This is a genomic window from Martinezella sp. CNPSo 3890 (genome assembly GCF_057784455.1).
On the sequence record NZ_JBXSOR010000003.1, the window covers coordinates 241,758 to 261,272 of the forward strand.

The window sequence follows — 19,515 nt, forward strand, 5'->3', positions numbered from 1 at the left end:
CTTCCCTCGGCCGCGTCTTCAAAGCATGCCGAAAGTGAGCCGGCGCCTGCAGCCCTCTATTTCTCACCACCGATAGCACGCCCCTCGGTGAAATGCGGGACGATGCGGCTTTCGAACGCCTTCAAGGCCGCGCCGATCGCCTGGTGCATGTCTAGATAACGGTAGGTGCCGAGCCGCCCGCCGAAATGGACATTGGTCTCTGCCTCGGCGCGGTCGCGATAGCGCAGGAAGACCTCCTTGTCCTGACGCGTATCGATCGGATAGTAAGGCTCGTCGGCGCGCTTGGCCGAGCGTGAATATTCGCGCACGACGACCGTCTTCTCATTCTGATAGCTGCGCTCTGGATTGAAGTGGCGAAATTCCAGGATACGGGTGTAAGGGATCGTCTCGTCGGCATAATTCATGACCGCCATCCCCTGGAAATCGCCGGTATTCAGCGTCTCCCTCTCGAAGTCGATGGTACGCCAGCCCAGCTCACCCTCGGAATAATCGAAGTAGCGATCGATCGGGCCGGTATAGACGATCGGCAGATCGGCCGGCAGCGAGGATTTCAACGAAAAGAAATCGACATCGAGGGCGATCTGGATTTTCGGATGCTTCAGCATCCTCTCGAAGATCGCGGTATAACCGTCGACCGGCAGGCCTTCATATCTGTCGTTAAAGTAACGGTTGTCGAAAGTGTAGCGGACCGGCAGGCGCGTGATGATATGTTCGGGCAGGTCGCGCGGATCCGTCTGCCACTGCTTGGCCGTATAGCCACGGATGAACGCCTCGTACAAGGGCCGGCCGATCAGCGAAATCGCCTTCTCTTCCAGATTGGCCGGATGACGGCCCGCCATTTCTGCCGCCTGATTCGCAATCAGGGCCTTCGCCTGGTCGGGCGAAAGGCGCCGGTTAAAGAACTGCGAGATCGTTCCGAGATTGATCGGCATTGAATAGACCTGATCGCGGTAGGTCGAATAGACGCGATGCTTATAGTCGGTGAAAGCGGTAAATCTGTTGAGATAGGTCCAGACCACTTCGTTCGGTGTATGGAAGAGATGCGCACCATAGCGGTGAACCTCGATCCCGGTCTCGCCGTCGAACTCGCTATAGGCATTGCCGCCGATATGGCTGCGCCGGTCGATCAGAAGCACGTTCTTCTGGAGTTCGTTCGCGACCCGCTCCGCGATCGTCGCGCCGTAGAAGCCGGCACCGACGATCAATAAATCTACCTTGGAAAAATCAATCATGCTCTAAAACTCTCGCTACCACCAAATCTCGGTCGCGGCTGCAATCGAAGGTGCCAAACGGAATTGGATATATGCGGGTGACGGCGGCGCGGATCTGTCGGCGGCGCTTGGAAAAATCCAGGCACGCTACCAGACGCCAGCATATTTCAGCGGCGTATATTGATACGTCCTGAAGAGTGCAGCCTGTTCTTCCACCGCTGCATTGACGTTGTAGGTCGCGCCTAGCGGCCGCGTGTGAGCGACGGAAATGGCATCGATAATCGCCATGCGCGCCGCCGGCCGCCCGAGGAATGACGGCCAAAGATGGTCGAGACCGTATCCGGATTCGACATCCTTCATGGACTCGATGCAGATTTGCAGCGCACGCCGCGAGAAGACCGGGCACATGATTTCGACGAAACCCTCGAAACGCACGACGCTGTTGGGTCGCTGAACCGTCAAAGGATGATTGGGATAAGAGCCTGGTCCTTTTTTGAGGGACGGCTGGGCGAGATCCAGACCATGCTTGTGCGACAGGTGGAACATCCTGTTGATGTCCTCGCCGTCGCACAGCAGATCGTCATCCGGCAGCCAGATTCGCTCATAATTCCAAAGCGGGCTGCCTTGATGGAAGAGGTCGTAGATGATCTTGAACTTCTTGGTCTTCGGCAGATGCGCCAGATATTCGTAGGGGCTATTGGAAACTTCCGGAGTCTCGGCACCATAATAGCCGATGCAGAGATCCCAGTTGCGCGAGGCATCATCGATCTTCTCGAACCAGCGCGGATGGAGCGACTTCGAACCGGCGGGCACGACAACGAGATTGGGACGCCTTAGCCCTTCCTGCGGCTGCACGAGAAACTTGGCCTTGCGCTCGACACCTACGGGCGTTGAAAACAGCGGATGCGGTGGGTGATCGGCCGGCACCAGCAGATAGGTGCTATCGACACCTCCAATAACGCCCCGGCCCGCCAATGCCATGAGATTGCCGTCCTCGATATGGGCAGAATCGAAAATGACCGACGGCAGCCCATCTCTGTCGATCAGGCAAAGCCGACCGGCCATCACATGCCAGAAATCGACGGCGGGATCGAAATAATTGCCGATCATGCCCTCAGGCGCCAAAACCATGAAGCGAGAGAACATCCCGCGGTTGACGTCGCCAAGGCTCCAAAATGTGCCGTTCAACATGTCCTGGGTCAGCGGCGGCGCATCGGACCATTGTATCTGGCTCGCCGGATGCACTTCGTAGGCGGGCTTATGCAAGCTGTTCGCTGCCAATGACATGTGGACTGTTCCCTAATTCCGAACCCCAAGTAACGGCCCGATCCGAGGAAAGCAGTCAGACGACATGGCTCCCGGAGATTCGCTCGCGATCGAGCTCGTTTGATCGGCACTTTGGCCACCATTCCTTTTGCGAAGCTTGTGCAGGAAATCAAAGGCCGCCTGCCGCCCGGAACACCGTCGCCCAGAACGCATTTCGAGCAATCCAGCCTCGCGAAAGTTGGTCGGCATAATCTCGGGGCTGGGATTTCTGTGCGGGGGACAATCGCGCGTTCAGAATATTGCCAAGAACGTCGGTGCTCGGCGGACACGAAGGTCGGTCGTGTCGTCCGTCAGGTCGAGACTAAGAACCACTCGTCTCTTTTACGGTAGCAGAAGATGCATCAGAAGAAAAAGCTGGCCATAATCATCGAAGTCGATAGCTTCATCGGCGACATATTCCAACATCTGTCGAAGACCTACGAAGTCATGGCCATACAGCCGAAGACTTTCAAGGAGATCGAGACGGCTGTGGAATGGGCCGACATCGTCTGGTTCGAATTCTGCAACGAGCTCTTCGTCCACGCGATCAACCAGAACATCAAGCGGCGCGGCAAGCGTGTCATCGCGCGCTGGCATCGCTTCGAGATCGTCGAATCGAATTTTCCCGATCGTATCGATTTCGGCGCCATCGATGATCTGATTCTGGTGTCCCATGACATGCTGCGTGTCCTGAAACTCAGGGCACCTCAGGTCACCCAGAAAACCCGCACCCACGTCGTGTGGAACGGCCTCAATCTCGACAAGTTCAAGCCGATCCCTTCGCTCGACAAGAAGAAGATCGCCTGGGCTGCCAAGCCCTTCATGCGCAAGAACCAGCCGCTGTTCCTGCAAATCATGCACTCGCTGGTGAAGCGCGATCCTTCCTACACGCTGCATGTGGCCGGCGAACAGGAGGAGTACGTCATGATGCCGTACCTGAAGCGCACGACGGAAAAGCTCGGCCTTACCCGCAACGTCTTCTTCCATGGCTGGCAGCGCAACATGCCGGCGTTCCTCGCCGACAAGGGCGTGATACTGTCGACCTCGGTGCACGAGAGCTTTGGTTATAACATCGCCGAAGCCATGGCTGTCGGCGCCCTGCCGGTGATCCATGACTATCCCGGTGCGGAAGAATTCTGGCCCGACGAAATCCGCTTCTCGTCGGTGGATGAAGCCGTCGAAAAGATCATTGCCGGTCAGACCCATCAATGGACGCAATATGTCCACGACAAATTCCCGCTCGCCAAGCAGCTGCGCGAACTCGATATCGTCATGGGCGACCGGGTGGCCGAAGCACCCAAAACCTTGAATTGGGCATCCCTGGAACAGCAGGCCGGCTCGCCTATGAAGCGGCCCGTTCCACTCTGGCTGGCGCAGCGGCCGGCTGCCACACATCAGGCCCAGCAACCCGCACCTATTCCGCAGGCCATATCGGTGCAGCAGGTTCGCGAAGCCGTCCCGGTTGCCGAGGTGGCGATGCAGCCGATGCAGCAGCCCTATCCGACACAGCCGCAGCCCATCCCGACGCCATCTGTGGAGCGACTTGCTCCCGTTACACCGCTGGAACAGCCGATGCGTCGATCGGAAGCTGCGCCTTCCTTTGACTCCACCGGCTATTGGGAAGGCCGTTACCGCAGTGGCGGCAATTCGGGTGCCGGCTCTTATGATGTGCTCGCCAAATACAAGGGACAGTTTCTGAATAGCTTCGCCCGGAAGAAAGGGCTGAAATCCTTCGCGGAGATGGGCTCCGGCGACGGCAATCAGCTGAAATACTTCTCGTTCGACCGCTATACCGGCTTCGATGTCTCCAAGACGGTCATCGAACGCACGATGATGATGTACAGGGATAAGCCGAACTACAATTTCGTCTGGCTGGGCGATCAGTCGCTTGACTGGGAAATGCACGAGGACGCCTATGACTGCGCCTTGTCGCTCGACGTCCTCTACCATTTGGTTGACGACAATATTTACGTCAATTACCTCGACCAGCTCTTCTCTCTGCCGCAGCGCTATGTGATTATCTACGCCTCCAATTTCGACGGCCCGGATATTCGCGGTGCGTCGCATGTCCGGCACCGCAAATTCACGACGGACATCGCAAACCGGTTCCCGCAATGGAGCCTGCTGAAGCTGGTGGAGAACCCATACAAGTTCAAGGAATCGACTGAAGCGGATTTTGCAATCTACAGTCGCGACGAATTCGAGAATGCGCTGGATCTGAACGAACTCGACGCCATCAGATGAACCAGCCTGAAATGGAAGAGAGGCGCCGCGGTCATACCGCGGCGCCTCTATTTTATTGCGAATACAGCGGGCGAAGAGTGTTGTCTTAGCCGGCTATCTCGGCGTCTTGCCGAGTATCAAATGAGGGGCCTGTTTCAGCCTGAGCGCGATATCCGCAGTCTCGAACGACTGCCTGCGCACGTTCTCATAGTCAGCCTGGCCATAGTCTTCATAGCATTGCCGAACCAGCGCGAAAAAGCGCTCCCTGAGATCGATCGGCAATTGCGGGTAGATCCAATCGAGCAAATCGAACTTGCTGCGAAGGAACCACTGGTAATGGGCCTCTTTCATCCGCGGCAGGCGCGCAAACAGCGCTTCCACCTCCGCAAAGGCCTTGAAGACCTCGAACCGCTTTTCGGTGAAGACATTGGTCAGCTGCGCCCTGTCCTGATAGACGCGGTGGCCGATGAGATAGCGATTCATCATGCCGATCTTCCGGGCGTGCAGATAGATATGCCAGTGAGCATAGATATCGTTATGGACGCGGGTCTCCGAGAAGCGGAGACCCGTTTCCCGACATAGCCTGGCGCTCACGATCTTGTTCCAGGGGAAATTCACGGTGAACAGCAATCGCCCGCACTGATCGAGCGTAAAAACGCCTATGTCGGTATCGCCGACCAGCTCCCGCCAGGCATCATTGTCGATCGGCAGCATCGGATCGAGACGACCGTTCCTCTCGGTGACGTAGCGATAGCGAAACACCATCACATCGCAGGCATTGGCTTCCATGTGATACACGACTTCATCGATCGAGCGATGCGCTACCATGTCGTCGGCGTCGAGAAAGTAATAATAGTCGCCGCAGGCGGCGGCCATGCCGGCATTCCGGCTGTATCCCGCCCCGCCATTTTGTGGATTGCGCAGCAGGCGCACCCGCTGATCGCGCTGAGCATGTCGCTCGACAATCATCGCGGTGGCATCGGGAGACATGTCGTCGATGACGATCACCTCCAGGACGTCACGATTTTCCAGAACCGCGGCAATCGTTTCACCGATGGATTCCTGCGCCTTATAGGCGGGAATGATGACGCTGACTTTGCTCACAGGGTCTCCTGATACTGACATGGACGCCAAACCCTGGAGGTATCGGTGATCCATGTGCCTCGGGCTATCCGGCCATCTTCGAGGAAGAGGCAACCTCGAAAACGGCAATCGCTTCCCGCCGGGATTGCAGGATGCGCTGGCCGGAACATAAAGAGCGGAACTTGCACTGAACTGGAGCATGGGCAATTCCCACAATCGGATCGCTCAAAACTCTCCAGCCCCGCGAAAGCAATCCCGCTTATTCATGGATCAAAGTCCGCGCATAGAATCGCGCTGATGCCTCGTGGAGAATATCGATGTCTTCTGCCCAAGTCCCCGTCCTTTCGGTCTGCGTTCCGACCTATAACCGTCAGTTCATGCTCGAGCGGAACGTCAATTTCCACCTGGAAGAGTTTCGCCGACTGGGCCTCCCTTTCGAAATCGTCATTGTCGACGATTGTTCGACGGATGAGACCGCAGCCTACATTCAGTCGATCTCGCATCATCCGGAAATCAGCGCCTATCGCAGGGCGCGCAATTCCGGTTTCATCAGCAACTACGCTTTTGCGATGCAGAGAGCCCGCGGCCATTACGCGGTTTTCCTCGGCGACGACGATTTGCTGATCCCGGAAAAAGTCGTCGAATATCTTCGCATCATGGTGGACGACAAGAATATCGGCATGATCCAGGCGCCGTGGCTCCTCGTCGATGGCCGGCCTGGCGGCGGCGATATGGAACCCTTCTATCACCTCTCCTATCCGACGCGTCACGCCAAGGGTGATTTCCGCTCGATGCTGGAATTCATTCTCGACCGTCACATCTTCCCCGAATTCATGATCATCCGGCGCGACGTTCTGTTGAAATCAATTTCCAGCCCGACGCCGTTCATCTTTTGGGCATTCCTCTATACGACCCGCGCATTGGACAAGGCCGACGTGCTGTTTATGCCGGAGCCTTTCGCGCGCGTGACCGCCGTTTCAGACGATCCGCGCCTGCAGCAGGGCAACAAGGAATGCATGTTCCAGTGGGATACCTACAGAGGCGGCCTCGAATACCTCGCCTCGCAGGCGCTGCGCGATAACCGCTATCCGCCTGATTATCGCGGCTCGCTGATGCCTCGCATCACCGAATTCATGCTGCAGCGTCAGGCGGTCGCCATGCGCCTGCATGTCAACGCGCAGAACTGGGTCGAAGCCTATATCATGTATCACCGCATGGCGGCCTACCTGCCGACGCCATTGCCGCCGGAATCCTATGATCAGATCCGCAAGCTGGCAGGCATCTCCACCGCCGCGACGGAAGCGATTGCTTTCAATGGAGAACCCGTCATCATCGAACCGATCATCGACGACGCCACGATCAATCTTCTCCCGCAGTCGATCCGGCAGCATCTCTCAAGGGAAGCGCCGCAGACCGGCAGCTATGGCGGTAAGCCAAGGGCCTATCTCCGCTTCACCGAGGATTTCCCGGCCAATCCGGGTCCGAAGGACGGCCTGTTCAGCATCATGACCTATATCGATCAGTTCGTCTGAGATTTGATAGCTATGGCCAAGGGCTCCGCAACGCACTGCGGAGCTCTTGGCATTTCCGGCGCGCCTTAGCCCGGCAGCATTTCCGTCACTGCAATGATTGGCCCGAGCGGAAACAGGCTATCGCGCCTTTGCCATTCCGGGATATCGAGGCTGGAGATGCTGCCATCGAGAAACAGCGCATTCGGACATTTCAACTCGTCGCGAAATAGCGTCGCAAAGTCGTGGAAACGCACCGCGCCATCGGAAATGGCGAAGACGACCTTGCCGTCAGAGGTGACGCCCACGCCGTTTCGTGTCTTCAAGCTCGGACTATCCGCCAGAAATGACGGATGAAGCCTGCCGCTGATGACCAGCATCGGGCCGGACTGCGTCGCATAAAAAGGTTTGATGCCGGAAGCTGCGAAGGCCTTGCTTTCCATGATCCCGGCCTTGCCCGCCCCGAGATAGAAGACCCCGTTCGGCAGGAGATGAAAGTTACCCCAGCCCTTGTTGGTGTTGATCGCCTTCACCTCACGTCCATTCTCGACGAAGAGACCCACGGGAGACTGGTCGTCGAGATACATGCCGCCATTCATGGCGAAGCGCACATAGATGCGATCCTGACGCAGATCATTTTCCAGGGCACGGAAAGAGCCATAAGGTTTGCCGTTGCGATCGTTCTGAAAAATCTGAATGTCGTCGCTGACCGCATCGAAAGTGCAGACCGTATAGCCGTCCCCGAGATGCTGGACCTTGCGGCAGGCTTCGCCGGCCGACGCGGTGGCGGCAAAGGCAAGAACGGCAAGAATGACCATCAATCGAATCAAGCGCATAGCCCCGTATCAATAAACAGGCTTCAGAACGCATCGCAATGCGGCGAAACAAGGAAGGCGTGAGACCTAGAGCTGGAGTGCAGCCATATGGAATGCAAGCTGTTCGGCCGGATAACGATAGTTGGCTCCGACCGGGCAGGCATTGCGTGCAAGGCAGCCGCCGGCCATGCAGCCGACCTGCCCTTGCGGTGTGCGCAAGTGCGACCGGCAGCCTGAAAGATCAAAGCCGGCTGCCGCTATCGCCCCAACGGGACAGGCGGCAAGACAAGGTTTCTCAACGCATAGATCGCATGGATGCGGAGAAAACGGCGACACCTCCATTCCTTCCAGCGCATCGGCAAATCCCAATGCGCCGCGATATCCGTGCCACAAACCATAGTCCGGATGGATCAAGATGCCGAGCGGCGACGCTTTCAAGCGCTCGGCCTGCATGGCCCATCGCTGGAACGGTTGCCAGGGAGGATCCGAAGGAAAATAGGCAGTGGCCGCTAGCCCGCTTGCGACCGGCCGGATAATCGCCTTCGACCAGTCATCAAGGGGATTTTTGCGCGTCCTGTTGACGGGCATATCCAGCCATTTCGAAAACGCCGGCCAGATCGAGCCGCCGATATTGCCCAGCAGCACGACACCGCGTGCAGGCGTGCCATCCGTCAGCAACGGCCCCTCGCCTTCATGGAAGGACAAGCTGCCACGAACGAAAACTCCGTGAACGCCGAGCGCCGCACGGAGCTGTTCGAAGATGGCAGGGCCGCGGCTCACCGTGGCCCTTTATATTCATAGTGCGGCCGCCAGACTTCCTTCTGGATGAGATCGGCAACGCGTGTCGCACCGCCTTGCTCCCTGGCGGCCTCGGGCTCTCTTCAGGTGAAAGCGTCCGGCATCGAGTCCTTGCGCTTCTGGATATAGGCGAGAAGAGCCTCGTCGATGGCCGGATCGAGCGGCGGCGCTTCGTAATGATCGAGCCAGGAACGGCAAAGCGCGTTGGCGCGCTGCTCGATGCGTTTCTGACCTTCGATCTCCCACTGCTCGAAGGAGTTGTTGTCGGCGAGCGGCGAGCGATAGAAGGCGGACTGGAAATTCGCCTGCGTATGGCCGCAACCCAGATAATGGCTACCGGGGCCGACTTCGCGGATGGCATCGAGCGCCTGGCCATTGTCGGAGAGATCGATACCTTCCGCCATCTTCTGCATCATGCCGAGCTGGTCCTGGTCGATCATGAACTTTTCGTAGGAGGAGACGAGACCGCCCTCGAGCCAGCCCGCCGCATGCAACACGAAATTCGTGCCGGCCAGCAGCGTCATGTTCAAAGTGTTGGCCGATTCATGCGCCGCCTGCGCATCCGGCATCTTGGAAGCGCAAAGCGAACCGCCGGTACGGAACGGCAGACCGAGGCGACGCGCGAGCTGTGCTGCGCCATAGGAGACAAGCGATGGCTCCGGCGTGCCGAAGGTCGGGGCGCCCGACTGCATCGAAATGGATGCGGCGAAGGTGCCGAACAGAACAGGCGAGCCCTTGCGGATCAGCTGCGTGAAGGAAGCGCCGGCCAGCACCTCGGCCAGAATCTGCGTCAGCGTGCCTGCGACCGTCACGGGGCTCATCGCGCCCGACAGAATGAAGGGAGAAACCACCGAAGCCTGATTGTGCCGCGCATAGACCTTCAAGGCGCCGAGCATCGTTTCGTCGAACACCATCGGCGAATTGGCATTGATGAGGTTCAGCGTCACACAATTATTCTCGACGAACTCGTCACCGAACACGATCTTCGCCATCGCGACGGTGTCCTCAGCCCTTTCCGGCGCCGTGACCGAACCCATGAACGGCTTATCAGAATATTTGATATGGCTATAGACCATATCGAGATGGCGCTTGTTGACCGGGATATCGACAGGCTCGCAGACCGTGCCGCCGGACGAATGCATCGACGGCGCCATATAGGCGAGCTTCACGAAATTGCGGAAATCCTCGATCGTCGCATAACGGCGGTTGCCCTCAAGATCGCGCACGAAAGGCGGGCCGTAGACTGGCGCGAAGATCGTCGCCTTGCCGCCGACATGGGCATTGCGGGCGCTGTTGCGCGCATGCCAGGTGAATTCCTTCGGCGCGGTCTTCAGAAGTTCGCGGCAAAGTCCCTTCGGAAAATGCACGCGCTGACCGCGTACGTCGGCACCGGCTTCCTTCCAGAGCGCCAGAGCTTCCGCATCGTCGCGAAATTCGATGCCGATTTCCTCCAAAACCGTATCGGCATTGCGTTCGATGAGCTGCAGGCCCTCTTCGTCAAGCACTTCATAGACGCCGATCTTACGGGTGATATAGGGGAGTGAAGGACCCGGCCCGCCGCCGCTGCGCGAAGCGCGCCGCGCTGCCGCACCCCTGCCCTCACTGCGCGAACGCCGTCCGCCGCCATCATTGCCTGCAGCCGGTTGCTCAATCATATCGTCCATGATGTTTCCTCACTCCTGCGCATGGATGCGTCTATCACGCTCCATGCTACCTGATTCCGACAAGCGGACGTTCCTTAATGCGCCAGCAATTAGCATAGGACAGACATCGGCTGACAATATCAACTGTTCCTCGTCCGTCGCGATTGTTCCGTGCGACGTCGCATTCAAAAAGAGTTTTGGCGGCCTTCCGGTCTATCCGTAATGGCGGCAGTGTTTTATACAAGTCTCTGATGCTGCACGAAAATGGGATGGAGCGCATGTCTGACGACGAAATCATTCTCTCGGAACTTTCTGATGAAGAGCTCGTGCAGCAGATGCATGACGACCTGTATGACGGCTTGAAGGAAGAAATCGAGGAAGCGACCAATATCCTCTTGGAGCGCGGCTGGGCTCCTTACGATGTTCTGACCCAGGCGCTGGTCGAGGGCATGCGTATTGTCGGCATCGACTTCCGCGACGGCATTCTCTTCGTTCCGGAGGTGCTGCTTTCGGCCAATGCGATGAAGGCCGGCATGGCGATCCTGCGGCCGCTGCTGGCACAGACCGGTGCACCCAAGCTCGGCAAGATGGTGATCGGCACCGTCAAGGGCGACATTCACGACATCGGCAAGAACCTCGTCGGCATGATGATGGAGGGCGCCGGTTTCGACGTCATCGACCTCGGGATCAACAATCCGGTCGAAAACTACCTCGACGCCATCGAGCGCGAGCAGCCCGATATTCTTGGCATGTCGGCACTGCTAACCACGACCATGCCCTACATGAAGGTCGTTATCGATACGCTGAAGGAAAAGGGCCTGCGTGACGACTATGTCGTACTGGTCGGCGGCGCGCCACTGAACGAGGAATTCGGCAAGGCCGTGGGTGCTGACGCCTATTGCCGTGACGCTGCCGTGGCGGTGGAGACTGCCAAGGAATTCATGAAGCGCAAGCACAACAGCCTGGCTGCGGGCGCCTGATTGCAAGAAACTGAGTGCCGGCGACAATCAACGGGTTGCCGCCGGCACATTGGTATCCCAAATTAGCTATTGAGCCGCCTTCTTGACGGTATGACCGGCGTCCTCGGTTGCGTTCACCGCATTTGCGGTATCTCTGCCCATGCCACGTATAGTATTGGCGCAAGAGGCAAGCACCATGAGAACGACGCAGGCGGTGGCAATTTTCGTGAGTGTCGGTGCAGTCATGATTGGGAACCCCCTCTGAGTGGATATCGATCAAAAAAATACGGAGAAGAACCCTCCGCGCGATAAACGCGCACAAACCCAAAAAGTTCATGTGATTGCGTGCGGGGCAATCGCGCGCGAAATACTAGCGGTCACCAGAATAAACGGGCTCGATCACATCGACCTTCACTGTCTTCCCGCAATCTATCATTCCTATCCGCAGAAGATCGCACCAGCCCTGGAAGAGGCTATTGCCGATGCGCGCGCGCGCGGCTTCGAAAAGATCTTTATCGGCTATGCCGATTGCGGCACAGGCGGCGATATCGACAGGATCTGCCAGCGTGAAGGAATAGAGCGCCTTTCCGGTCCGCACTGTTATTCCTTCTTCACCGGCAACGAGGCTTTCGCCGCACGCGACGATGACATCACATCGTTTTTCCTGACAGATTTCCTGGCCCGCCAGTTCGAAGCCTTTGTCGTGGTTCCGCTCGGCCTCGACCGCCATCTGGAGCTGCGGGACATGTATTTCGGCAACTACCGCAAGGTCGTCTATCTCTCGCAGGAAGAAGATCCGGCGCTGCAGGCAAAGGCAAGGGACGCCGCCGCCTTTCTCGGCCTGGAATACGAATATCGCTATACCGGCTACGGCGATCTTGCCCGCGAATTATTGACCGTCTGATTACGACATCTGCGTCGGTTTTCGATCTTCCTCTTCTTTGCCGGGACCGACATGCTGGACGAGGCAAAGACATTCAATCACAGTTCGAACCCGTCCGTTTCAAAGGATAATAAGCTTTGGGGATGCTTGCAGGCGAGGTTTCGATATCGCGTCGCTTTTCGGCATGTGCCGCGTCGTGGCGAGCGCAGTCCCGAGGTCTGCCGGCGTGCATTCTGGCGTGAAGAGGAGATTTTGCGCATGGCAGATCGCATTGTCGTTTACTGGCGGGACATTCCGGCCCAGGTCATCATCAAGAAGGGCAGGCAGACGGCAAAACGCGAGCTTTCGCTGCGCTTTACCGAAGCGATCGACATGTGCGCCATGCGCACCGGCGCGGCCGAAACCGACGACTATCTGGCTGAATGGCGCAAGGCGGATCCCGTACCGGTCTCCGACGATCTCGAGGCCGAAGCAGACAAGGCAGCCGGCGAGATCGAGGCTGCCTATGATCGCGAGCGGCTGGTGGCGCTGGTGAAGGCCGGAGGCCGCGACAATGGCTGATGCCGTCCAGAAGCCTGGCAATGCCGCCGCGGGCGCAAAGGCGGCCAGCGGCGCCTACACGCCGGCCGGCGTCTCTCCCAATCGCCGTGCCCGACGCAAATATACGGTCCGTCTCTGGGCCGTGCGTCATTCGCGTTTTCTCGAATGGTTCTACCGTCGTTTCGCCGACACATTCCTGCTGCTTCATCCGCTGTGGAAAGCGTTCGGCTATGAGCGCGTGGAGCGACCGATCACCTTCATTGAACGCAATGTGAAGGGCTTCCTGTTCGATTGCCGCATGTGCGGCCAATGCGCGCTGTCGTCGACAGGCATGTCCTGCCCGATGAACTGTCCCAAGCAGCTGCGCAACGGTCCCTGTGGCGGTGTGCGCGCCAACGGCAATTGCGAGGTAGAGCCTGATATGCCCTGTGTCTGGGTACAGGCCTGGAACGGCTCGAGGAATATGACCCACGGAGACGCGATCCTTAACGTCCAGAAGCCCGTCAATCAGTCGCTGCGCGAGACGTCTTCATGGCTTCGTGTCACGGCGGAAGCGGCAGCAGCGCGCGAAGCGGCGAAAAAGGAAGCCTGAGCGATGTCGCATATCGATGAAAATCCGCTTGGCGTCCATCTGCCGCTCGATCCCCTGCCCGGCCATTCTTCGCTGGGACGGCTGGAACGCGTGCTCCGCCGCGGCGAGTTCGCCGTCACCGCCGAGCTGAACCCGCCCGATAGCGCCAATGCCGAAGACGTCTATGAACGCGCCGCCATCTTCGAAGGCTGGGTCGATGGCATCAACGCCGTCGATGCCTCCGGCGCCAACTGCCACATGTCCTCGGTCGGCATCTGCGCGCTGCTGACGCGGATGGGCTATGCGCCGATCATGCAGATCGCCTGCCGCGACAAGAACCGCATCGCCATCCAGGGCGACGTGCTGGGTGCGGCTGCCATGGGTGTTTGCAACATCATGTGCCTGACCGGTGACGGCGTGCAGGCCGGCGATCAGCCGGGCGCCAAGCCGGTCTTCGATCTCGATTGCATGTCACTGCTCGAAACCGTGCGCATCATGCGCGACAACGCCAAATTCCTCTCCGGCCGCAAGCTGACGTCGCCGCCGAAGGTTTTTCTCGGCGCCGCCATCAATCCCTTCGCGCCGCCTTACGACTTCCGCCCCTATCGGCTGGCAAAGAAGATCGAGGCCGGCGCGCAGTTCGTCCAAAGCCAATATTGCTACGACGTGCCGATGTTCCGCGAATACATGAAGAAGGTGCGTGATCTCGGCTTGCACGAAAAATGCTTCATTCTCGTCGGCGTCGGCCCGCTTGCCTCGGCAAAGACGGCCCGCTGGATGCGCTCCAACGTGCCGGGCGTTCATATTCCCGATGAGGTCATCAAGCGCATTGAGGGGGCTCAGGATCAGAAGAAGGAAGGCAAGCAGCTCTGCATCGACATCATCAACGAGGTGAAGGAGATCGAGGGCGTTTCCGGTATTCACGTCATGGCCTACCGCCAGGAGGAATATGTCGCGGAAATGGTGCATGACTCCGGCGTGCTGAAGGGCCGCCAGCCCTGGAAGCGCGAGGCAAGCCGCACCGATGCGCTGGTCGCCGAGCGGCTGCACCAGATCAGCGAAGGCAGGGAAGAAAACCAGCAGGCGATGGCGGAGATTGCAGCCCACCATACGCCGCCGCAGGCACATTGAATTCGAGACGATAGCAGCAGGCCGGGAGAGGAACCGGTCGGCTTGTAACCCAGATCACCGCACGATAGACCAGCTATCGGGCCAACTGACCAGAGGATCAGACATGACGCGTACCATCGTTGCCTCCGCCACCCGCGAGATCATCATAGGCTTCGACCAGCCCTTCTGCGTGATCGGCGAACGCATCAATCCGACGGGGCGCAAGAAGCTCGCCGCCGAGATGATCGAAGGCAATTTCGACACCGTCATCAAGGATGCTCTGGAGCAGGTCGCTGCCGGCGCAACCATGCTCGACGTCAACGCGGGCGTTACTTCGGTCAACCCGAACGAGACCGAACCCGGCCTGCTGGTACAGACGCTTGAAATCGTGCAGGGTCTGGTCGACGTACCGCTTTCGATCGACAGCTCGGTCACGGCGGCAATCGAAGCGGCCCTCAAGGTTGCCAAGGGCCGCCCGCTGGTCAATTCGGTGACGGGCGAAGAGGAAAAGCTCGAAGCCATCCTACCGCTGGTCAAGAAATACGACGTTCCCGTCGTCGCCATCTCGAACGACGAGACCGGGATTTCGATGGATCCGGACGTGCGCTTCGCTGTTGCAAAGAAGATTGTTGAGCGCGCCATGGATCACGGCATCAAGCCTGAGGACATCGTCGTCGACCCGCTCGTCATGCCGATCGGCGCGCTTGGCGATGCTGGCCGTCAGGTTTTCGCGCTGCTGCACCGGCTGCGCAACGAGCTGAAGGTCAACACCACCTGCGGCCTCTCCAATATCTCCTTCGGCCTGCCGCATCGCCATGGCATCAATGCCGGCTTCATCCCGATGGTCATCGGTGCAGGCATGACCTCCGCCATCATGAACCCCTGCCGCCCGCAGGAAATGGAAGCCGTGCGCGCCGCCAACGTGCTGAACGGCACGGATGCCAATTGCACCAACTGGATCATGACCTATCGTGACTACAAGCCTGCAGAAGGCGGCGTCGCAGCCGCCGCAGCAACGGCTGCCCCAGCCGGCGGCGGACGTCGCGGTGGCCGTGCTGCGCGCGCCGGTGCAGGAGCAGCGAGGGAATAAGATGGCATCCGGTCGCGGCCTCTCCAATGATCTTGCCACGCTCTGGCTGCAGGCGCCCGTCGTGATCGCCATACGGCTGCAGCAGATGTGGATGGACGCGCTGGCCGGCAGCGTGAACGCGGCCGAAATGAACCGGATGATCTCGGAGAAGATGATGGCAGCGGCGGAAAGCGCCGTTGCCGTAAACGCAGCAATGGTGCAACAGGGTTTCGCGGCTCTGACGGCCGCAGGCGCGACAAGCCAGCGCAGCATCGCCGATGCGGTCGCTCACGCCGCGATAAAACCCTATAGCAGGCGCGTTCGCTCGAACGTGCGCCGCCTTAGCAAATAGAAAGGCTGATCCGTGGCCGAAGCCAGCGACAGCGCCAAACCACTTGTCCTTTTCATGCCATCCGGCAAGCGCGGCCACTTCCCCGTGGGAACGCCCGTGCTGGAGGCAGCCCGTCAGCTCGGCGTCTATGTCGAGAGCGTCTGTGGCGGCCGTGCGACCTGCGGGCGTTGCCAGGTCTCCGTGCAGGAAGGCAATTTCGCCAAGCACAAGATCGTCTCCTCCAACGACCATCTTTCGCCGATCGGGCCGAAGGAAAAGCGCTATGCCGAGGTGCGCGAACTGCCTGAAGGACGCCGCCTCTCCTGCTCCGCGCTGATCCAGGGCGATCTGGTCATCGACGTGCCGCAGGATACCGTCATCAACGCACAGGTCGTGCGCAAGGCGGCCGACGAACGCGTCATTGCTCGCGACGCGGCCGTGCATATGTGCTACGTCGAGGTCGAGGAACCCGACATGCACAAGCCGCTTGGCGATCTGGATCGCCTGAAGGCGGCAATCACGGCGGATTGGAAATACGACAATCTCGAAGTGGATTTTCACCTCATCCCGCAAGTGCAGTCGATCCTCCGCAAGGGCGAATGGAAGGTGACGGCCGCCATTCATCGCGATCAGGACAGCGAACGCCCTCGCCTGATCGCGCTCTATCCCGGCTTGAAGAACGAAGCCTACGGCATTGCCTGTGATATCGGCTCGACGACGATCGCCATGCATCTGTCGTCGCTGCTATCGGGCAGAACCGTCGCTTCGGCCGGCGCCTCCAACCCGCAGATCCGCTTCGGAGAGGATCTGATGAGCCGCGTTTCCTATGTGATGATGAACCCGGATGGCCGCGAGGCAATGACCAATGCCGTTCGTGAAGCTTTGAACGGCTTGATCGACAAGGTCTGCGCCGATGGCGGCGTCTCGCGACAGGATATTCTAAACGCCGTTTTCGTCGGCAACCCGATCATGCATCACCTTTTCCTCGGTATCGACCCGACTGAACTTGGTGGCGCGCCCTTTGCGCTTGCCGTATCCGGGGCCGTGCATCTGAAATCGGCAGACATCGGCCTGCCGATGAATGCCGGCACGCGCATCTACATGCTGCCCTGCATCGCCGGCCATGTCGGCGCCGATGCGGCCGCCGCGACACTTGCCGAAGGGCCGCATCGCCAGGACGAGATGATGCTGCTGGTCGACATCGGCACCAATGCTGAGATCGTGCTCGGCAATCGTCATCGCGTCGTCGCCGCCTCCTCGCCGACCGGCCCGGCCTTCGAGGGTGCCGAGATTTCCAGCGGCCAACGAGCCGCTCCCGGCGCGATCGAACGCGTGCGCATCGATCCCGTCACGCTGGAGCCACGCTACCGCGTCATCGGCATTGAACCTTGGTCGGACGAGCCAGGCTTCGAAGAAGCCGCCGCCAAGGTCGGGGTCACCGGCATCTGCGGCTCCGCGATCATCGAGGTCGTCGCCGAAATGTTCCTCACCGGCATCATCTCGGAAGATGGCGTGGTCGATGGCTCGATGGCAACGCGCTCGCCGCGCATCCTGCAGAACGGCCGCACCTATTCCTATCTGCTGCGCGATGGCGAACCGCGCATCACGGTGACACAGAACGATATCCGCGCCATCCAGCTTGCCAAGGCAGCGCTTTATGCCGGCGTCAAGCTGCTGATGGACAAGCAAGGCATCGATCATGTCGACCGCATCGGCCTTGCCGGCGCCTTCGGCACTTTCATCGATCCGAAATATGCGATGGTGCTGGGGCTTATTCCCGATTGCGAACTCGACAAGGTCAAGGCAGTCGGCAACGCCGCCGGCACTGGCGCGCGCATGGCACTGCTCAATCGCGGCCACCGCCGCGAGATCGAAGAAACCGTCAGGAAAATCGAGAAGATAGAGACGGCGCTTGAATCAAAGTTTCAGGAGCATTTCGTCTACGCCATGGCCCTGCCGAACAAGGTCGACAGCTTCCCGGAACTGTCCAAGGTCGTGACCCTGCCGGAGCGCAAGCAGATTTCCGATGATAGCGGAGAAGGCGGCGGCCGCAGGCGTCGCCGCAGCCGCGAGTAAGAAAGCAATTTATCCAAAAGATGATTGGCCGCGGTTCACGCGGCCATTTTACGTCCGATCTCGACAAAGGCCTGGCGAATGCTGTCTGCCACCGCCTTCATCGGCCCGGTCATCTGTGAAGCCGTCAGCAGACGGATATCGAACGAAGTGAGCTCCGGCAGGCCCTCGTTCGGCCCGAGGATTTCCATATCATCCGTGATGTAGGAGCGCGGGAATGGCGCGACGGCTAGATCGGAGACGATTGCCGCACGCTGTGCCATCGTATGGGCACTGAGATAGGAAACGCGATAGGCTCGCTTCTGCCGCTCCAGCTGCGCCATGGCTTCGGACCGCCAGATACAGCCTTCCTCCCAGATGGAAATCGGCAGCGGATCGCGGCGATAGGCGGTGCCGCACTTGGCGCCGGCCCAGACGAGGCGCTCCGTAAAGATAACCTCCCCTTCCGTTGGGAAAGGCCGCGTGGCGCAATTGATAAGGGCGAGATCCAGCCGCTGCTCCTCGATGCGCTTCTTCAGCTGGATGCTCATATCGACAACGACATCGACCATGATGCCCGGATAAGTCTCGGAAAAGCTCTTAAGGATAGTCGGCAGCAAGCGCTCGCCAATATCGTCAGGTGCGCCAAGCCGCACCACACCGCTGAGCTCGGGCATGATGAAGCGCGAAACCGCCTCGTTGGAGAGTGCCAGTATATTGCGCGCATAGGAAAGCAGCATCTCGCCGTGCTGCGTCAGACTGACCGAGCGCGCATCGCGCAGGAACAGCGTCACGCCGAGCTGCTCTTCCAGCTTCTTGATCTGCATCGAAACAGCTGACGGCGTGCGAAAGACAGCATCGGCCGCAGTCGAAAAATTACCCGTTTCGGCAATCGCGACAAAGGTACGCAGAACTTCATTGTCAAGCAACGGTATGGGCCGGCGGAACGGTACGGTCATATCGATTACCTTTCAATTTTTCTGATCATAAACACCATATCATTTCATTTGTCTGAATGTCAACGAAGCACCATATTAGACCTAATGGAAATTCATCGCAGACAGCCTCGAAGGAGTAAAATCATGGCTGGCACGGCATTGGACGAGGCCTCTCGCCTTCTCTCTCTCATACGCCTCCGCAAAATTCAGCGGATGGCACAGCACACACTCGACGAGATTGCCGCCCGCTTTCCCGCTCATCTGATCGATGACGTCAATGCGCGCGGCCTCCCGCCGGATCGTACGTTGTCCGTGCTGGAGCGCAAACCCGGCAAGCTGCGTTCGTTCAAGAATACTAATGGCAGCTATAAGATCTATTCGTTTGATTGATGGATCTGCCGAGCCCATATTAAACCCGTGACATTTTGAGCGGTTGACACTGAAAGGACCCTGAAAATGACGACCATCAGTTACAG

The 19,515-nt window shown here is 58.9% G+C and carries 19 protein-coding genes; 11 read left to right on the forward strand and 8 right to left on the reverse strand.

Annotated features, from left to right (window positions below; genetic code table 11):
- Positions 1-56: 56 nt before the first annotated feature.
- Positions 57-1,232, reverse strand: a complete 1,176-nt coding sequence (gene glf / locus AC13RC_RS11075) for a UDP-galactopyranose mutase (protein ID WP_488557157.1) — start codon at positions 1,230-1,232, stop codon at positions 57-59.
- A gap of 126 nt (positions 1,233-1,358) precedes the next feature.
- On the reverse strand, positions 1,359-2,498 hold the full coding sequence (locus tag AC13RC_RS11080; protein WP_113390291.1) for a DUF707 domain-containing protein: 1,140 nt from the start codon (positions 2,496-2,498) through the stop codon (positions 1,359-1,361).
- A 375-nt stretch (positions 2,499-2,873) separates the two neighbouring features.
- On the opposite strand from AC13RC_RS11080, the gene AC13RC_RS11085 reads away from it, so the two are divergent.
- Positions 2,874-4,760: a glycosyltransferase gene (locus AC13RC_RS11085; protein WP_488557158.1), complete on the forward strand. Its 1,887-nt coding sequence runs from the start codon at positions 2,874-2,876 to the stop codon at positions 4,758-4,760.
- A 93-nt stretch (positions 4,761-4,853) separates the two neighbouring features.
- Here AC13RC_RS11085 and AC13RC_RS11090 read toward each other — a convergent pair whose 3' ends face one another.
- Positions 4,854-5,843, reverse strand: a complete 990-nt coding sequence (locus AC13RC_RS11090; RefSeq protein ID WP_162749440.1) for a glycosyltransferase family 2 protein — start codon at positions 5,841-5,843, stop codon at positions 4,854-4,856.
- A gap of 296 nt (positions 5,844-6,139) precedes the next feature.
- On the opposite strand from AC13RC_RS11090, the gene AC13RC_RS11095 reads away from it, so the two are divergent.
- Positions 6,140-7,354 carry a glycosyltransferase family 2 protein gene (locus tag AC13RC_RS11095; protein ID WP_113333015.1) on the forward strand — a complete coding sequence of 405 codons (1,215 nt, stop codon included), beginning with the start codon at positions 6,140-6,142 and terminating at the stop codon, positions 7,352-7,354.
- Between the two features lie 65 nt (positions 7,355-7,419).
- Here the strand turns inward: AC13RC_RS11095 and AC13RC_RS11100 are convergent, their stop codons facing one another.
- The 3 genes from AC13RC_RS11100 to AC13RC_RS11110 all read right to left on the reverse strand — a co-directional run bounded on the left by AC13RC_RS11100 (position 7,420) and on the right by AC13RC_RS11110 (position 10,607).
- Positions 7,420-8,166, reverse strand: coding sequence for a phosphodiester glycosidase family protein (locus AC13RC_RS11100; protein WP_371864912.1), 747 nt, complete (start codon positions 8,164-8,166; stop codon positions 7,420-7,422).
- A 66-nt stretch (positions 8,167-8,232) separates the two neighbouring features.
- Positions 8,233-8,925 carry a ferredoxin gene (locus AC13RC_RS11105; protein WP_488557159.1) on the reverse strand — a complete coding sequence of 231 codons (693 nt, stop codon included), beginning with the start codon at positions 8,923-8,925 and terminating at the stop codon, positions 8,233-8,235.
- Between the two features lie 101 nt (positions 8,926-9,026).
- Positions 9,027-10,607: a trimethylamine methyltransferase family protein gene (locus AC13RC_RS11110; RefSeq protein ID WP_488557160.1), complete on the reverse strand. Its 1,581-nt coding sequence runs from the start codon at positions 10,605-10,607 to the stop codon at positions 9,027-9,029.
- Between the two features lie 257 nt (positions 10,608-10,864).
- Here AC13RC_RS11110 and AC13RC_RS11115 point away from each other — a divergent pair, with 257 nt between their 5' ends.
- A complete protein-coding gene (locus AC13RC_RS11115) occupies positions 10,865-11,566 on the forward strand; it encodes a corrinoid protein (protein ID WP_069613213.1) in 702 nt (233 codons plus the stop codon).
- Positions 11,567-11,632: 66 nt separating this feature from the next.
- Here AC13RC_RS11115 and AC13RC_RS11120 read toward each other — a convergent pair whose 3' ends face one another.
- Positions 11,633-11,791, reverse strand: a complete 159-nt coding sequence (locus AC13RC_RS11120; protein ID WP_047632875.1) for an entericidin domain-containing protein — start codon at positions 11,789-11,791, stop codon at positions 11,633-11,635.
- A gap of 19 nt (positions 11,792-11,810) precedes the next feature.
- On the opposite strand from AC13RC_RS11120, the gene AC13RC_RS11125 reads away from it, so the two are divergent.
- From AC13RC_RS11125 to AC13RC_RS11155, 7 genes are all read left to right on the forward strand, one after another.
- Positions 11,811-12,449: a DUF1638 domain-containing protein gene (locus tag AC13RC_RS11125; protein WP_488557161.1), complete on the forward strand. Its 639-nt coding sequence runs from the start codon at positions 11,811-11,813 to the stop codon at positions 12,447-12,449.
- A 237-nt stretch (positions 12,450-12,686) separates the two neighbouring features.
- A complete protein-coding gene (locus AC13RC_RS11130; protein WP_113354543.1) occupies positions 12,687-12,989 on the forward strand; it encodes a virulence factor in 303 nt (100 codons plus the stop codon).
- On the forward strand, positions 12,982-13,560 hold the full coding sequence (locus AC13RC_RS11135; RefSeq protein WP_069613170.1) for a methylenetetrahydrofolate reductase C-terminal domain-containing protein: 579 nt from the start codon (positions 12,982-12,984) through the stop codon (positions 13,558-13,560). The genes AC13RC_RS11130 and AC13RC_RS11135 overlap by 8 nt, the downstream gene beginning before the upstream one ends.
- Positions 13,561-13,563: 3 nt before the next feature.
- On the forward strand, positions 13,564-14,670 hold the full coding sequence (locus AC13RC_RS11140; RefSeq protein ID WP_113390296.1) for a methylenetetrahydrofolate reductase: 1,107 nt from the start codon (positions 13,564-13,566) through the stop codon (positions 14,668-14,670).
- A gap of 103 nt (positions 14,671-14,773) precedes the next feature.
- The gene (locus AC13RC_RS11145) at positions 14,774-15,739 is read left to right on the forward strand and encodes a methyltetrahydrofolate cobalamin methyltransferase (protein ID WP_113354540.1); all 966 of its coding nucleotides are present in this window, start codon (positions 14,774-14,776) and stop codon (positions 15,737-15,739) included.
- A 1-nt stretch (position 15,740) separates the two neighbouring features.
- Positions 15,741-16,070, forward strand: a complete 330-nt coding sequence (locus AC13RC_RS11150) for a hypothetical protein (protein WP_113390297.1) — start codon at positions 15,741-15,743, stop codon at positions 16,068-16,070.
- Positions 16,071-16,124: 54 nt separating this feature from the next.
- Positions 16,125-18,125 (forward strand): ASKHA domain-containing protein, encoded by a 2,001-nt coding sequence (locus tag AC13RC_RS11155; protein ID WP_488557330.1) that lies wholly within the window; start codon positions 16,125-16,127, stop codon positions 18,123-18,125.
- Between the two features lie 35 nt (positions 18,126-18,160).
- On the opposite strand, the gene AC13RC_RS11160 is transcribed toward AC13RC_RS11155, so the two are convergent.
- Positions 18,161-19,060: a LysR family transcriptional regulator gene (locus AC13RC_RS11160; RefSeq protein WP_113333007.1), complete on the reverse strand. Its 900-nt coding sequence runs from the start codon at positions 19,058-19,060 to the stop codon at positions 18,161-18,163.
- A 123-nt stretch (positions 19,061-19,183) separates the two neighbouring features.
- On the opposite strand from AC13RC_RS11160, the gene AC13RC_RS11165 reads away from it, so the two are divergent.
- On the forward strand, positions 19,184-19,429 hold the full coding sequence (locus AC13RC_RS11165; protein ID WP_113354538.1) for a hypothetical protein: 246 nt from the start codon (positions 19,184-19,186) through the stop codon (positions 19,427-19,429).
- The last annotated feature ends 86 nt before the right edge of the window (positions 19,430-19,515 follow it).

Bases quoted from the DNA above. Each gene is read 5' to 3' on its own strand.
- glf (WP_488557157.1), bottom strand. From the start codon at position 1,232: ATGATTGATTTTTCCAAGGTAGATTTATTGATCGTCGGTGCCGGCTTC.
- AC13RC_RS11080 (WP_113390291.1), bottom strand. From the start codon at position 2,498: ATGTCATTGGCAGCGAACAGCTTGCATAAGCCCGCCTACGAAGTGCAT.
- AC13RC_RS11085 (WP_488557158.1), top strand. From the start codon at position 2,874: ATGCATCAGAAGAAAAAGCTGGCCATAATCATCGAAGTCGATAGCTTC.
- AC13RC_RS11095 (WP_113333015.1), top strand. From the start codon at position 6,140: ATGTCTTCTGCCCAAGTCCCCGTCCTTTCGGTCTGCGTTCCGACCTAT.
- AC13RC_RS11100 (WP_371864912.1), bottom strand. From the start codon at position 8,166: ATGCGCTTGATTCGATTGATGGTCATTCTTGCCGTTCTTGCCTTTGCC.
- AC13RC_RS11110 (WP_488557160.1), bottom strand. From the start codon at position 10,607: ATGGACGATATGATTGAGCAACCGGCTGCAGGCAATGATGGCGGCGGA.
- AC13RC_RS11115 (WP_069613213.1), top strand. From the start codon at position 10,865: ATGTCTGACGACGAAATCATTCTCTCGGAACTTTCTGATGAAGAGCTC.
- AC13RC_RS11120 (WP_047632875.1), bottom strand. From the start codon at position 11,791: ATGACTGCACCGACACTCACGAAAATTGCCACCGCCTGCGTCGTTCTC.
- AC13RC_RS11130 (WP_113354543.1), top strand. From the start codon at position 12,687: ATGGCAGATCGCATTGTCGTTTACTGGCGGGACATTCCGGCCCAGGTC.
- AC13RC_RS11135 (WP_069613170.1), top strand. From the start codon at position 12,982: ATGGCTGATGCCGTCCAGAAGCCTGGCAATGCCGCCGCGGGCGCAAAG.
- AC13RC_RS11140 (WP_113390296.1), top strand. From the start codon at position 13,564: ATGTCGCATATCGATGAAAATCCGCTTGGCGTCCATCTGCCGCTCGAT.
- AC13RC_RS11145 (WP_113354540.1), top strand. From the start codon at position 14,774: ATGACGCGTACCATCGTTGCCTCCGCCACCCGCGAGATCATCATAGGC.
- AC13RC_RS11150 (WP_113390297.1), top strand. From the start codon at position 15,741: ATGGCATCCGGTCGCGGCCTCTCCAATGATCTTGCCACGCTCTGGCTG.
- AC13RC_RS11155 (WP_488557330.1), top strand. From the start codon at position 16,125: ATGCCATCCGGCAAGCGCGGCCACTTCCCCGTGGGAACGCCCGTGCTG.
- AC13RC_RS11160 (WP_113333007.1), bottom strand. From the start codon at position 19,060: ATGACCGTACCGTTCCGCCGGCCCATACCGTTGCTTGACAATGAAGTT.
- AC13RC_RS11165 (WP_113354538.1), top strand. From the start codon at position 19,184: ATGGCTGGCACGGCATTGGACGAGGCCTCTCGCCTTCTCTCTCTCATA.